Consider the following 13069-nt stretch of genomic DNA (forward strand, 5'->3'; position numbering starts at 1 on the left):
GGCTCGGGATGACAGACATCGCGTTGTGTGAGGGAATCCTGCGCGTGGCCAACGCCAACATGGAGCGCGCCATTCGCGTCGTCTCCGTACAGCGGGGCTTCGATCCGCGAGACTTTGCATTGCTCGCGTTCGGAGGCGCTGGCGGGATGCACGCCTGTGAAATCGCCGACGTGCTCGACATCACAACCGTCATTGCCCCCCGGCATGCCGGTGTTCTGTCCGCGCTCGGGATGCTGCTGGCCGATGTGAAGAAGGACTACTCGCAGAGCGTGTTGCGGCCTGCCGACGAGTTCAAGCCAGACGAACTGGAGCGCCGCTTTGCGCCGCTCGTCGAGCGTGCTTTCTCGGACCTCCGCAATGAAGGGTTCGAACGGGAACGCAGCGTCGTCGAGCGTGCCCTCGACGTGCGGTACGTCGGTCAGTCGCACGAAATTACCGTGCCGTTTGACGCCGATTACCGGGCCGAGTTCGATCGCCGCCATCGACGCCTTTACGGCTACGCAAGTTCCGGACGGCCGACCGAGGTGGTGAACGTGCGTGTCAAGGCGATCGGCGTCACGGCGAAGCCGGAACTGCCGCGCGCGGCGGTCCCCGAAGCCGTATCGATCGCCCCGAGAGCATTGCGGCCGGCCTTCTTCAGCGGCCGGCGCGTCGAAACGGGTTTCTATCGGCGGGACGAATTGCCGGCCGGAGCGACGGGCTAGGGGCCGGCGGTGATCGCCGGACCCGAGGCGACCACCGTGGTGCCGCCCCGCTTCCAGTTCCGCATCGACGAGTTCGGCAACCTCATAGCCGTCAAAGCCGCGGCGCGCGGCGCGGCGCGTCTGAAGGAGCGGTCGCTCGCTGCCGTGTAAGCGGCCCAATCAAACACTGTCACTTTGCCGGCCACACACATGCGCCTCGATCCTGTCGAGTTCGAGATCTTCAAGAACATTCTGGTCTCTATCGCCGAAGAGATGGGGGTCACGCTCTGCCGGACTGGGTTTTCGCCAAACATCAAGGAGCGCCTCGACTACTCATGTGCGATCTATGACGCACACGGCGCGACCATCGCACAGGGGGATCACATGCCGGTCCACCTCGGTGCGATGCCGCTGTCGGTCCGCGCGGCCATCGATCACTGCCCGATGCAACCCGGTGACATCGTCATTCTGAACGACCCGTTTCACGGCGGCACACACCTGCCGGACATCACGCTCGTGGCACCGGTGTGTCTCGGCCGGAGCCGGAGGCCGGCGTTCTACGTGGCGAACCGAGCGCACCATTCGGACGTCGGCGGCATGAGTCCCGGATCGATGCCGCTTGCCAGGGAGATCTATCAGGAAGGCATCATCATCCCCCCGACCAAGCTGGTGGACCGTGGCGACGTGGTCCTCGATGTCATGGCTCTGATCCTCGCCAACGTTCGGACGCCCGAGGAGAGAGAGGGCGACCTGACGGCGCAGATCGCCGCAACCCGCGTCGGCGAGAGCCGGCTCCGTGAAATCGTCGAGAAGTACGGGCGGCGCCGTGTCGAACGCTACGCCGCCGCGATGCAGGACTACACGGACCGCGTCATGCGCGCGACGATCGCGCGGATTCCGGATGGCGAGTACCGGTTTGAAGACTGCATGGACGACGACGGATTCAGTGACAAGCCGATCTGGATTCGGGTGGCCGTTCGCATCGCCGGCGATCGGGCGGAGGTGGATTTCACCGGGACAGAGGCACAGACCGGCGGCGGCGTGAATGCCAACTTGGCGATCACCCTGTCGGCCACGCTCTACGCCTTCCGCTGCCTGGTGCGCGAGGACGTGCTCTATAACGAAGGCATTGGGCGCGCGATTCGAGTGATTGCTCCCGAAGGAACTCTGGTGAACGCTCGCCGGCCGGCCGCGATGGCGGGAGGCAACGTCGAGGCCTCGCAGCGAATCACAGACGTGTTGCTTGGCGCACTGGGCCAGGCGTTGCCCGAGTTGATGCCCGCTGCGAGCCAGGGGACCATGAACAATGTGACACTCGGTGGAGTCGATCCGCGCACCGGCCGGCGGTTCGCGTACTACGAGACCATCGGAGGCGGCATGGGAGGCCGGCAAGGCCTCTCTGGCATCAGCGGCGTCCACACCCACATGAGCAACACGCGGAACACGCCTGTTGAAGCGATCGAGCACTATCTGCCGGTGCGTATCCTGCGCTATGGCTTGCGGGCGGAGAGCGGCGGAGCCGGCCGCTTTCGCGGGGGCCAAGGGATCGTTCGTGAGTACGAGATGCTGACCGCGACGGAGGTGACCGTGCTCTCGGAGCGGCGGCGCTTTGCGCCGTACGGCGCGGCGGGTGGCGAGCCGGGCGCCTGCGGGCGCAATACAGTCACCCGCGCCGGTCGCGAAGAGACAATCGGTGGCAAGGCGCGCGTCACGCTTGATGCAGGCGACCGCCTACGCATCGAGACGCCCGGCGGCGGCGGCTACGGTCCTGCTGAGGGGCAGACATGAGTACCACGCTCCCCGCCAGGCAGTCGTCGAGCGGGCTGTTCACGTGGTGGCGGGAGGCCACCCCGCAAGCGAGGCGTGCTTTGGTCGCCGGCTTCCTTGGCTGGATGCTCGACTCGTTTGACGTAATGCTCTACGCACTCGTCCTGGCCTCGCTCATCGCTGACCTCGACATGGCGAAAACGACGGCCGGACTGCTCGGGTCAGTCACACTGCTGGCCTCGGCCGTGGGCGGCATGGTATTCGGCATTGCTGCGGACCGCTTTGGTCGGACCCGGGCCCTTATGGCCAGTATCCTGATCTACTCGGTCTTCACAGCGGCATGCGGTCTCTCACGGACAGTTGCCGAGCTCGCCGTGTTCCGCGTGCTGCTCGGACTAGGCATGGGAGGTGAGTGGGCGAGCGGAGCGGCGCTGGTGTCCGAGACCTGGCCCACCGAACACCGTGGCAAGGCGCTTGGCATCATGCAGAGCGCTTGGGCAGTCGGTTACGCGGCCGCGGCGGCGGTGACCGCCATCGTTCTGCCGGTGTGGGGCTGGCGAGCCGTCTTCTTTGTCGGCATACTGCCGGCGCTCCTGACGTTCTGGATTCGCCGCCGGGTCGAGGAACCAGAGATCTGGCGGCGCTCGAGGACCGTGGCGACAGACGCGCGGAGCGGTTTCGGCGACATTTTCCGTGGCCGCATGCTGGGGCTCACGCTCAGCGTGACGGTTATGAACGCTTGCACGATGTTCGGGTGGTGGGGCTTCAATCTCTGGATCCCCGCATATCTGTCGCTGCCCACTTCGGAGGGCGGCATCGGGTTGAGTGCGTCCGCGATGTCCGGCCTGATCATTGCCATGCAAATCGGGATGTGGTTCGGCTATGTTACGTTCGGGTTTATCAGCGACGTGCTCGGACGAAAAGTTAGCTACATTTCATATCTCTCTCTCGCAGCGCTGCTGGTCCTCGCCTACAGCTTCACGCGGAACCCGCTCATGTTGCTCGTTCTCGGCCCCTTCGTCGCGTTTTTTGGGACGGGTTACTTCAGCGGCTTCGCCGTCGTGACCGCCGAAATCTACCCGACGAAGATCCGCGCCACCGCCCAGGGGTTCACGTACAACATCGGACGGGTGGCCAGCGCTATCGCGCCACTCGCCGTCGGGTCGCTGGCCCAAACTTGGGGATTCAGGGTCGCTCTTTCCATCACCGCGATAGCGTTTCTGTTGGCCGCTTTCTCATGGGTGACTATCCCAGAGACGAAGGGGAGACCGCTCCAATAGCGGGTGTTATCGCCCTCGCACGCCGGTCCAAGATCCGCCACTGAGAGCTGGACGCTGGGTGCCGCTGGAGGAGCAGGGCACCGGGTCGACGCGCCGCCGGGGATAGAGGGTGAGTGTCGTGCGCAGCCAGAAAGGCAGCTCGTCGAGCCCGGCCATCAGCGCGGCCCTCCGATGGTCGGACCGGCAGCCGTCGCCATGAAGGTCAGAACAGCAGGACGAACTTCAACCGGACCTGCCGGTCGGCGCTGTTGGCGAACGCCCCGAACGCCGGGCTTCCGAGATTGTTCTGCACGTCCCGCGGATTGAAGTGGTCCGTGAGGTTGAAGAGCTGGACGCCCACCCGCGCCCGGCGCGTCCTGGTCAGCCGAACCTCCTTCGTCGCCTGCAGGTCGAGCGTGAAGAGGTTCGGGAAGCGCCCGCCGCGGTTGCGCGAGCCGACCACCTGCTGTTCTTCGTCGAGCACCGTGTACGGAAACCCCTCGCGGTACTCGATCGTGGGCGCGATCGTGATCGTCCGCGGAAGATTGATGACGCCCCACGCCAGGAACCGGTTGGGCGCATCGAACGGCTGGCGGGAGAACTCGTTCGGCCGGATGATCGGATCGCGTGTCGTGCCGAAGAGCGAGACGAAGTCATTGAGGCTCCCGCGCGCCTTGGAGCGCACGTAGGACACGGTGATCTCGCCGTTGCGCTCGAGGCGGCGGCGCACCGTGACCTCGAACGTGCGAGAGTACGATCGCCCGCCGCTCGACAGACGCAACGCCGCGTCGGCCGCGTCCACGACCAGCTCCCGCTTCCCGTGCCGCTCCTGATAGGTGACGCGCAGCATGAGATCCGTGGCCAGGATGCGGTCCAGCTCCACGTTCCACGCGTCGGTCAGCGGCGTGCGCAAGCCGGGAGCCGCGATGCGGTTCTCGAGCTCGACGATCGACCCGGCGACCGCGCCGCCCGGCGCGGCGTCTGGGGCCAGACGCCGGCGCTGGTGACGGGTGAAGTCCTTCGCGTTGAGCGGGAGCTTGTCGTACAGGCGGCCGTATCCGGCCTTGACGACGGTGCGCTCCCCCGAGAAGGGCCTGAACGCCAGCTCCACGCGCGGCCCCACGGTATGGTCGCCGGCGATCCCCTCGTAGGCGTACCTCGCGCCCGCGTGGACCGTCAGGGACGGGAGCGGCGTCCACCGGTCATCGATGAAGCCGGCAACCTCCGTATTCGTCGCGCCGACGGCGGGATCGCCCACGAAGTCGATCCGCTGCGCCAGCGAGCCGTCGGCGCGGATCACCAGAATGGGCAGGCTGTCGTCGACACCGTCGTACCGGGTGCGTGCGGCGCTGGCGCCGAGCTTGAGGAGATGATCGCCGCCGCGATCGTCGATCGACGTCGTCAGCGTCGCTGACCCGTCGTACCGGCGGCTGTCGCGGTCGAAGCGGTTGAAGTAGTTCCGGCGGACGCCGTCGGCCGTCGTGTGCGACGGCTCCCGGGTCTTGGGCTGAACCGCGACATCGAACTGCTTGATGGAGACCGAGACGTCGAGGGCCCTGCCCGACCCGAACAGGCCGCGCTCGGAGACGGCGGCGTTCCAGCCGCGCTGAGCGAGGTCGGGCGTCGCCTCGAACGGGTGCAGCGTGTCGAGCTGCACGTTGTCGATGTTGCTCGGGAACCAGACGAACGTGCCGGTGACCCGGTGCGACGGCCGCAGCGCGTAGTCGACCTGCGTCACCGAGTCGAAACTCTCGAACTGCTGCTCGCTTCGATCGAGCCCGAGCGGCTCGAGCTCGTTGACTCTGGACCGGACGAACCGGTAGTTGGCGGTCTCGGCGAACCAGAGGCGCCCGCGCCGGATCGGGCCGGCCAGCCGCAGCCTGGGCGTGAACGCGTCGGCGCCGCGGACGCCCCCCTCCTTGAACCGGAAGCGCGGCAGAAAGTTCTGGAACTGGAAGTCCCATGCGTCCTGGCCGGACCGGGTCAGCACGTTGGTGACGCCGCCCGTCGCGTTGCCGAACTCCGCCGAGGAAATACCGGACTGCACCTTGAGGGCGTCGACGGCCTCGAGGGGCAGCCGGACGGCGAACTGCCCGGTCACCGGATCGGTGCCGTTGACTCCGTTCACGAGCAGCGCGCTCTGGTTGGGACGCGCGCCGCCCGTGGCCAGGAGTCCGTCGGGGCCGCGGATGGTGCTCGGGAGCAGCGGCAGCGCGTCCTCGAAACGGTCCTGGGCGAGCGGCACCGCTGCCAGCACGCGTTCCGCCACATGCGCTTCACCGGTGGGCACCCGCGGATCGACCAGCGCCGCTTCGGCCACGACCTGCACGGCTTCGGCCAGCGTCGCCAGCGCGAGCGCGCACCGCCGGACGATCGCTTCGCCGGCGCGGACACGGATGATCTCTCGCTTGTCCCTGAACCCGGGAAGCGAGATCACGAGCGTGTACTGTCCTGGACTGAGGTTGGCGAACTCGAAGGCTCCTCCCGCGTCGGTCACCTGCACCAGCGGTCCGCCCGGAGCGGACGCCTGCGTCACCGTCACCGTGACACCGGGCAGCACGCCTCCCGATTCGTCGAGCACGACTCCGGCCAGGCGCGCCGCATCTTCCGCCGCGATTGGAAGCACGCTGCCGGTGAGCAGCCACGCGAGCGCCAGCGTGAAAGCCGGCCATGCGTTCGCCAGCGAGCGCGTCTTCATATGCCTCTCTGGATCCTGTCTCCGGGCGAGCGCATCCGTTACGCCGAGACCGGGCTGGCGCTCCTTCGGCCGCCGTGTATCAGCGCACGCCTTCCGTCACGTCCACCGCGCCGATCTCCCGCAGGCGGCGCACCAGCTCGTCTGGTGCGTGGCCGCGCGGATTTGTCACGCAGATCAGGATCTGGCCCTCGCCGACGGCCGGCGTCTCGACCCTCTGCCGCCGGAACGATCGTGTGGTCGCCACGAAGGTGACGAGCGTGGCGAGGATGGCGCCGAGCATCGTCAGCTCGTAGCCGATGATGCTGTTGGTCCACATGGTGACGACGGGCATGCCGCCGGTTTCGATCGGCCAGGAATTCTGGGCGGTCGACGTGAGGGCGAACCCGCAGGAGCCGCCCACCACACCGCCGAGCACCGCGAGCCAGGGCATCCACGTGCCTTCGTCGCGGCCGAACGCATACTGGTCGAACGGCTCGGAGGACCTCACCTCCAGGTCCTCGCGCGAGAGCCCCGCACCTGCGAGGGCATCGACGGCACGCTGCGCCGTGTCGGGATCGTCGTACCACGCGCACACCGCTCTCATCTCGGCCCTTCCCGTCGCGGGGCGCCGGACGCGGCCATCCGCCCGCCCGCCTTCAGCTCCCAGATCGACACGATCGGGACGAGCTTCGAAAACAGCACGTACAACAGCGCCATCGCCGCGAAGGTCGCCGCGGTGATCGTGATCTCGACCCAGGTCGGTCGATAGGTTCCCCAGCTGTATGGGAGAAACTTGTGGCCGAGCGAGGGGACGATGATGAGGAACCGCTCGAGCCACATGCCGACGATCACCGTCGCGGAGGCGACGACCGTACCGGTGATCGTCCGCAGCCTCCCGATCGCCAGAAGAGGAAACGGCACGAGCACATTGCACGCCACCATCGTCCAGAACAGCGGGGCGTACGCTCCGCGCTGGGTGGCCCAAAAGACGGCCATCTCCGACGGCTCGTTGCCGTACCAGATCGTAAGGCGCTCGGCAAACACGAAGTAGGTCCACAGCAGGCTCATCACGAGCAGCAGCTTGCCCAGATTGTCGAAGTGCAGCGGGCGCAGGTAGTCCTCCAGGTGGAGCGCCCGCCGCACGATCGCCATCGCGACAATGAGCGCCGCGATCCCGCTGAAGATCGCACCGGCGACGAAGTACGGGCCGAAGATCGTCGAGCGCCACATCGGGACCGGCGTCATCGAGAAATCGAACGAGACGATGGTGTGCACCGAGACGGCGACCGGGAGGATCACGATGGCCATGATGTGCATGGCCGTTTCGAGCCGGTTCCACTCGCGCGGGGTGCCGCGCCAGCCGAGCGCCAGCGCGCCGTACATCTTCCTTCGCCAGCCGTGCGCGCAATCGCGCACCAGCGCGAGGTCGGGCACCATCGGCAGGGCGAGGAACAGCGTGCTCCCGATCAGGTACGTATTGATCGCGAAGAAGTCCCACAGCAGCGGCGATCTGAAGTTGGGCCACAGGCCGCGCTCGCCGGGATACGGAAACAGCCAGAAGGCGAGCCACGGCCGCCCGAGGTGAATGACCGGGAACATCGCGCCGATCAACAGCGCGAAGACGGTAATCGCCTCGGCGCCGCGCATGATCGGACGGCGCCAGGTGGCGTTGGACAGCCGCAGGATCGCGGAGATCAACGTGCCGGCGTGGCTGATACCGATCCAGAAGACGAAATTGGTGATGTAGAAACCCCAGAAGACCGGCCTGCGTATTCCCGCCACGCCGATGCCGTGAGTGAGTTGGTACATCCACGCCGCGCCGCCTGCGAGCACCACGATGCCCAACGCCGCGACGATCATGTAGAAGCGCGACGAGGTGTGGAAGAGCGGCCGCAGCAGGTCGTCGGCGACGCGGGAATCGGAGCGGGGCGACAGGGCCTGGCTAGCGGGAGGCGGCGTCATCAGAGGAGTCCCGCGTCAGATAAATCACTTTGGGGAGGGTACCGAGGTCTTCGAGCAGGTGGCCGGCGCGCCGCGAGCGCGCCAATTGCGCGACGCGGCTGTCCGGGTCGGACAGGTCGCCGAAGACGAGCGCCGTTGCCGGACAGGCCTGCGCGCACGCCGGCGTGACGTCGCCATCGCGAAGCTCGCGCTGCTCGGCCTTCGCCTGGATCCCGCCCGCCTTGATCCGCTGCACGCAGAACGTGCACTTCTCCATCACACCGACCTCGCGGACCGACACGTCGGGATTCAACTGGAGGTGCAGCGGCTTGTCCCAGACCGGATTGAAGAAGTTGAAGAACCGGACGTTGTACGGGCACGCATTCGCGCAGTAGCGCGTGCCGATGCAGCGGTTGTAGACCTGCGCGTTGAGCCCATCGCTGGTGTGATGGCTCGCATACGTCGGACAGACGGGCTCGCACGGCGCCGCGTCGCACTGCTGGCAGAAGACCGGTACGAACCTGACGCGGAGATCGGGAAACTCCCCTTCGACGTATCGCTCCACGCGCATCCAGTGCACGGCGCGTCCCCGCGCGGCCTCGTCCTCGCCGGCCGTCGGCACGTTGTTCTCGGCGCGGCAGGCGGCGACGCAGGCTGCACAGCCCGTGCAGCGATCCAGATCGACGACCATCCCCCAGCGATGTGGCATATGGTGTGTCCCAGGTCCGGCTATCTCGGTTCGTGCTCGTACGGCCGCTCGCGCAGGCCTCCCGCAAACAGGACCAGCCGGCCTGCCGCGACGTGCCGCACGAGCACGCGCGTCGCCGCCCACGCCAGCGTGCCGGTCTCCGGCTCGACCATCGGCGCAAGCATGCTCACCGGGCTCGCGCCCCGCCCGCTCGCGTACCGCGTGAAGTGAGCGTGCCCCTGGCCGACCGGCATCGCGACCACGTCAGGGGCCACGCCGGGCGAAATCAACGCCGGCACCTCGACGCGTCCGTGCCGCGAGACGAGTTCGACCAGATCTCCCTGGCCGATACCGAGCCGCTCGGCCGTTCGCGGGTTGATTTCCACCCAGCTCCCCCACATCACCGAGGAGAGCACGTCGGGGATCTCCTGCATCCACGGGAGGTGCGCGAGCGACCCATCGAAAAACGTCTGGGACGCAAACGGCAGCAGGTGAAACGGGTACTCTGTCGAATCGCCGTCGAATCGCGGCGGCTCGTAGGCGAAGCGGCGTCCGGCGCCGGCTCTCGCGACCGGTGCACCCGAGGGGCGCGCCGGGCCCTCGCGCCACCAGCCGCCCCGCGCCTGCGCCTGTTTCCAGAATTCGTCCCGGTCCGCGTCGCTCGTCGCGCCCTGTGCGTTTGCGAGCCGATCGAACCGGGCGCGAAGCATCTCCTCGAACGTCTGCCACGGGAGCGCGCCGTCGAAGCTGCCGCCGAGCCTGTGGGCCACGTCGAGCAGCACGTCGGCGGTGGCGCGCGTGTCGTGCAGCGGACGGACGGCGGGAGGAGCCAGGCCGGCCGCCAACTGCGTCGTGCCTGACTCGGGCAGATCGTCGAGCCAGGCCTCGAGCGGCGCGTGATCCGGAAGGATGAGGTCGGCCAGCACGCTCGTCTCGTCGAGGAAACTTCCGAAGCTGGCGATGAAAGGAACCTGTTCGAGCGCCTGACGCACGCGCCAGGCCGCAGGTGACGCGTAGATCGGATTGGCGTCGTACACCAGGAGGGCCTGCACCGAGGCGGGGCTCGACACGATTTCCTCGGCGAGCGCGCGTACTCGGCGCACGCCGGCGGACGCGTCCGGCGCGGCGCCCGGCGCGCCTGGCTCCGGCTGCTCGCTGAAGAAGAGGCCGCCGGGCTGCCCGACGCTTCCAAGGAGCGCGTTGAGGGCGCCGGTCGCAAGCTGACGCGCGAGGCGAACCACGCGCGCGGCGGGCAGGCCGGTGTGTTCCTGGACGATCTCCGGCGCGTAGTGCGGCAACCCGTCGTCCCAGCCCTCGATGAGCGCGCCTGCCCGACCGCCCGCGGACGCCGGCCGCAGGCGCTCGTCGAGAATCACGTGTGCAAGGCCCAGCGCGACGACGCCGTCGCTGCCGGGCCGCGCCGGAAGCCACTCGTCCGCGTTCGCGCCTGTCTGAGACATCCGGGGCTCCACCTGGACGAACCGCGCCCGCTCGTTCGGGCGCCCCTGCCGCATCTCGCCGTACGCGAGGTTCTGAGCGACCGGCGAGTTCCAGGTCCCCAGGAAATCAGCACTGAACGACACGACCTGTCGCGACCGCGCCAGATCGAAGCTCGGCACCTGTGCGATGCCGAAGCTGAGGGCGTTCGCGCGGCGCAGAACGTCGTCTGTGAACAGCTCGACGGCGATGCGCGGCGGGGCGCCGTATGCGGCAAGGAACCGGTCGATGAGTTCGCGCCGCCCGCCCCGGAGCGGTCCCGTGAGAAACCTCAGCGATTGCGGCGTCCCGTTTGATCCCAGCTCGCGCAGCCGCGAGGTCAGCTCCTCGAGCGCCGCGCCCCAGGAAATCTGACGGAACTCACCCGAACCGCGGGGCCCGCTGCGCTTCAGCGGCTGGCGCAGGCGATCCGGGTGATACACGATCTGCACCCCCGCCTGGCCACGCGGGCACAGCCTGCCCCGGTTGACGGGATGGGCGGGGTTGCCTTCGAGCTTCTTCGCCAGTCCCATCCTGATCACGCCGGGGCGGCCGCCGCGGACGATCTCGGCGTCCCCTTCCATCACGCGAACGATGAGGCCGCAGCCGGCGGGACACAACGTGCAGAGGCCCGGCTTCCACACGGCCACGCCCGGCACCAGGGATTCTTCGGGCATGAACCGGATGATCTGATGCTCGGGGTTGCCGCAGCTGGCGAGCGCGGCGCTCGCGCCGGTGACGGCCGTGACCTTGATGAAGTGGCGGCGATCCATCGTCCCTCGTTCAGAAGTGGCAGGCCGTGCAGTCGATCGGCGCCTGGTTCGCGCGATGGCACCCGACGCAGAACCCCATCGTCAGCCGCTTCGACCTTTGCGCCTCGCGCTGCTGCGCGACGTCCCCGTGGCACACGCCGCACTTCACGTCGCGGCGCACGTGCGGCGCATGGTTGAACTTGACGTGCGCCGAGGGCGGGTAGCCGTAGACGCGCTGCCACGCGATGTCCTCGCCGCGCTCCTCGTAGGCCACGACCTTCTGCACCTCGGGCCGATCGGTCGCCACCGTACGGTGGCAGATCAGGCACGTCCTGACGCTCGGCAGGCCCGCCACCGGTCCGGCGGCCGCGCTCGCGTGGCAGTAGTCGAGGCAGCCCAGCCGGTTGGCGATATGGACGGAGTGCGGGAACGCAATCGGCTGAACGGCGTCGGGACGCACGCCGAAGAAATCCCGGACAGCCTGCCCGACGGTCGAGCGGGCGGGGGTGAACACCTGAGACATCTCAGGGCGATTCGGCGGAACCTCTGCGGGTTGAGAAAGTGCGCCGGCCAGGCTGGCCAGGCTGGCGGCCACCATCGTGACAGCGGCGATCCAGAGCCGGCGGCGCGTCACGCCTTGTTGCGACATCAGGCGACCCAATCAGAAAGACGGGTGCGGCGGGCAGGCCGGCATACCCGGCCGGCGCGCCGCACCCGTCGGCGACCCGAAGACTGCACCGCAGCCGCTTACATCATCGCGCCGAGCTTCACCTCTTCCCACTTGCCGTTCTTCTTCACCTCGACCTTCTTCGCCAGGATCGAGCCGCTGTGCTGCTCGCCCGTGACCCGCACCTGCTGGCCGACGTGCGGCGCCAGCGGAACCGACGGCGCGATGATCGCGGTGAACTTCTTGTCCTGGGACAGGACGGCGGCCGGCGTGCCCCCCTTCAAGCACATCGTTCCGCACTCCTTCATGGCCCCATGGTCGTTGCCCGTCAGCGAGTTGTCCGACAGGTAACACTTGGAGTCGACCAGCGTGCCTTCGATCGTGGACTCGGCGGCGCCCGCCGACATGGCGGCAGCCGCCAACGCGAATACGACGAGCAACGACAACCGGGCGTGCTTCATGGCAGATTCCTCCTGCATCTCAATGAGTGTTGAGTGCGGGGAGTGTGAGAACGATCACCGATTGACGTCCACCGCCCCCGCCCCACGGGCACGTTGCGTTCGAGCCGTGCCCGTTATCCCTAGAGTCTCCGCACGGCCCGATTCGTTACTGCGGTGTGAGGGCGAGGCTGTTCGCGCGGGACGGCGCAGGCCGGGGGTGAGAGGTGGGTCGCGATCGGGGAAGCCCGCGAGGGGGAGATTGACCGGCGCTCGATCAGCGCCGTCGCTCGTAGCGTCCGGTCAGCCTCGCCGTGGCCAGCGTGTGCCCCTCGAGGGCCGCCTCGAGGTAGCGCCTCGTGGCTCCCTCGAGCGCCAGCGACGGAACATCGACCGCGTGGACGGTGAAGTGGTACCGGTGCGGCCCGTGTCCAGGCGGCGGGCACGGACCGCCGTAGCCCCCGCGGCCGAAGTCGCTGCGCAGCGTCTTGCCCCGATCCGGGTCGAATGCGCCGCCCGCGGGGATGTCGTACACGAGCCAGTGGGTGAAGGTGCCGCGCGGCGCGTCGGGATCGTCCATGATGATCGCGAAGCTGCGCGTCCCGTCCGGCGCGTCGCGGATCGTGAGGGGCGGCGGGGCGTCCGCGCCGTCGCAGGTGTGCGGCTTCGGGATTTCCGAACCCTCGGCAAATGCCGGGCTGCCGACCGTGAATGGCATATCG

Annotated in this window: 12 protein-coding genes; 4 read left to right on the plus strand and 8 right to left on the minus strand. The window is 68.0% G+C overall.

Translation table 11 applies throughout. The features are described 5' to 3' along the window. Positions 1–44: 44 nt before the first annotated feature. Genes HYU53_18365 through HYU53_18380 form a run of 4 tightly spaced genes read left to right on the plus strand, consistent with a single transcriptional unit; the run spans position 45 to position 3730 of the window. Positions 45–704, plus strand: coding sequence for a hypothetical protein (locus HYU53_18365; GenBank protein ID MBI2223157.1), 660 nt, complete (start codon positions 45–47; stop codon positions 702–704). Between the two features lie 9 nt (positions 705–713). Further along, on the plus strand, positions 714–854 hold the full coding sequence (locus tag HYU53_18370; GenBank protein MBI2223158.1) for a hypothetical protein: 141 nt from the start codon (positions 714–716) through the stop codon (positions 852–854). 39 nt (positions 855–893) lie between these two features. After that, the gene (locus tag HYU53_18375) at positions 894–2471 is read left to right on the plus strand and encodes a hydantoinase B/oxoprolinase family protein (GenBank protein ID MBI2223159.1); all 1578 of its coding nucleotides are present in this window, start codon (positions 894–896) and stop codon (positions 2469–2471) included. Further along, complete coding sequence (locus HYU53_18380; GenBank protein ID MBI2223160.1) at positions 2468–3730, plus strand: MFS transporter; 1263 nt, start codon at positions 2468–2470, stop codon at positions 3728–3730. The genes HYU53_18375 and HYU53_18380 overlap by 4 nt, the downstream gene beginning before the upstream one ends. A gap of 202 nt (positions 3731–3932) precedes the next feature. Here HYU53_18380 and HYU53_18385 read toward each other — a convergent pair whose 3' ends face one another. The 8 genes from HYU53_18385 to HYU53_18420 form a co-directional block, all read right to left on the minus strand. Beyond that, positions 3933–6407, minus strand: coding sequence for a TonB-dependent receptor (locus HYU53_18385; GenBank protein MBI2223161.1), 2475 nt, complete (start codon positions 6405–6407; stop codon positions 3933–3935). A 79-nt stretch (positions 6408–6486) separates the two neighbouring features. Then, on the minus strand, positions 6487–6990 hold the full coding sequence (locus tag HYU53_18390) for a DUF3341 domain-containing protein (GenBank protein ID MBI2223162.1): 504 nt from the start codon (positions 6988–6990) through the stop codon (positions 6487–6489). Then, positions 6987–8348: a polysulfide reductase NrfD gene (gene nrfD / locus HYU53_18395; protein MBI2223163.1), complete on the minus strand. Its 1362-nt coding sequence runs from the start codon at positions 8346–8348 to the stop codon at positions 6987–6989. Before nrfD ends, HYU53_18390 begins: the two co-directional genes overlap by 4 nt. Next, positions 8329–9036 (minus strand): 4Fe-4S dicluster domain-containing protein, encoded by a 708-nt coding sequence (locus HYU53_18400; GenBank protein ID MBI2223164.1) that lies wholly within the window; start codon positions 9034–9036, stop codon positions 8329–8331. The genes nrfD and HYU53_18400 overlap by 20 nt, the downstream gene beginning before the upstream one ends. A 20-nt stretch (positions 9037–9056) precedes the next feature. After that, the gene (locus tag HYU53_18405; GenBank protein ID MBI2223165.1) at positions 9057–11264 is read right to left on the minus strand and encodes a molybdopterin-dependent oxidoreductase; all 2208 of its coding nucleotides are present in this window, start codon (positions 11262–11264) and stop codon (positions 9057–9059) included. A 10-nt stretch (positions 11265–11274) separates the two neighbouring features. Further along, entirely contained in the window at positions 11275–11766 is a 492-nt protein-coding gene (locus HYU53_18410) for a cytochrome c3 family protein (GenBank protein ID MBI2223166.1), read from the minus strand. 224 nt (positions 11767–11990) lie between these two features. Beyond that, complete coding sequence (locus tag HYU53_18415) at positions 11991–12371, minus strand: hypothetical protein (protein MBI2223167.1); 381 nt, start codon at positions 12369–12371, stop codon at positions 11991–11993. A gap of 253 nt (positions 12372–12624) precedes the next feature. Further along, positions 12625–13065: a YbhB/YbcL family Raf kinase inhibitor-like protein gene (locus HYU53_18420; protein ID MBI2223168.1), complete on the minus strand. Its 441-nt coding sequence runs from the start codon at positions 13063–13065 to the stop codon at positions 12625–12627. Positions 13066–13069 lie beyond the last annotated feature (4 nt).

It is taken from the genome of Acidobacteriota bacterium, from assembly GCA_016184105.1.
Lineage (GTDB): Bacteria > Acidobacteriota > Vicinamibacteria > Vicinamibacterales > 2-12-FULL-66-21 > JACPDI01.

What these genes read in the sequence shown, in the direction of transcription:
- nrfD (MBI2223163.1), bottom strand. Translation starts at nt 8,348, where the DNA reads ATGACGCCGCCTCCCGCTAGCCAGGCCCTGTCGCCCCGCTCCGATTCC.
- HYU53_18375 (MBI2223159.1), top strand. Translation starts at nt 894, where the DNA reads ATGCGCCTCGATCCTGTCGAGTTCGAGATCTTCAAGAACATTCTGGTC.
- HYU53_18410 (MBI2223166.1), bottom strand. Translation starts at nt 11,766, where the DNA reads ATGTCTCAGGTGTTCACCCCCGCCCGCTCGACCGTCGGGCAGGCTGTC.
- HYU53_18415 (MBI2223167.1), bottom strand. Translation starts at nt 12,371, where the DNA reads ATGAAGCACGCCCGGTTGTCGTTGCTCGTCGTATTCGCGTTGGCGGCT.
- HYU53_18380 (MBI2223160.1), top strand. Translation starts at nt 2,468, where the DNA reads ATGAGTACCACGCTCCCCGCCAGGCAGTCGTCGAGCGGGCTGTTCACG.
- HYU53_18400 (MBI2223164.1), bottom strand. Translation starts at nt 9,036, where the DNA reads ATGCCACATCGCTGGGGGATGGTCGTCGATCTGGATCGCTGCACGGGC.
- HYU53_18405 (MBI2223165.1), bottom strand. Translation starts at nt 11,264, where the DNA reads ATGGATCGCCGCCACTTCATCAAGGTCACGGCCGTCACCGGCGCGAGC.
- HYU53_18385 (MBI2223161.1), bottom strand. Translation starts at nt 6,407, where the DNA reads ATGAAGACGCGCTCGCTGGCGAACGCATGGCCGGCTTTCACGCTGGCG.
- HYU53_18390 (MBI2223162.1), bottom strand. Translation starts at nt 6,990, where the DNA reads ATGAGAGCGGTGTGCGCGTGGTACGACGATCCCGACACGGCGCAGCGT.
- HYU53_18420 (MBI2223168.1), bottom strand. Translation starts at nt 13,065, where the DNA reads ATGCCATTCACGGTCGGCAGCCCGGCATTTGCCGAGGGTTCGGAAATC.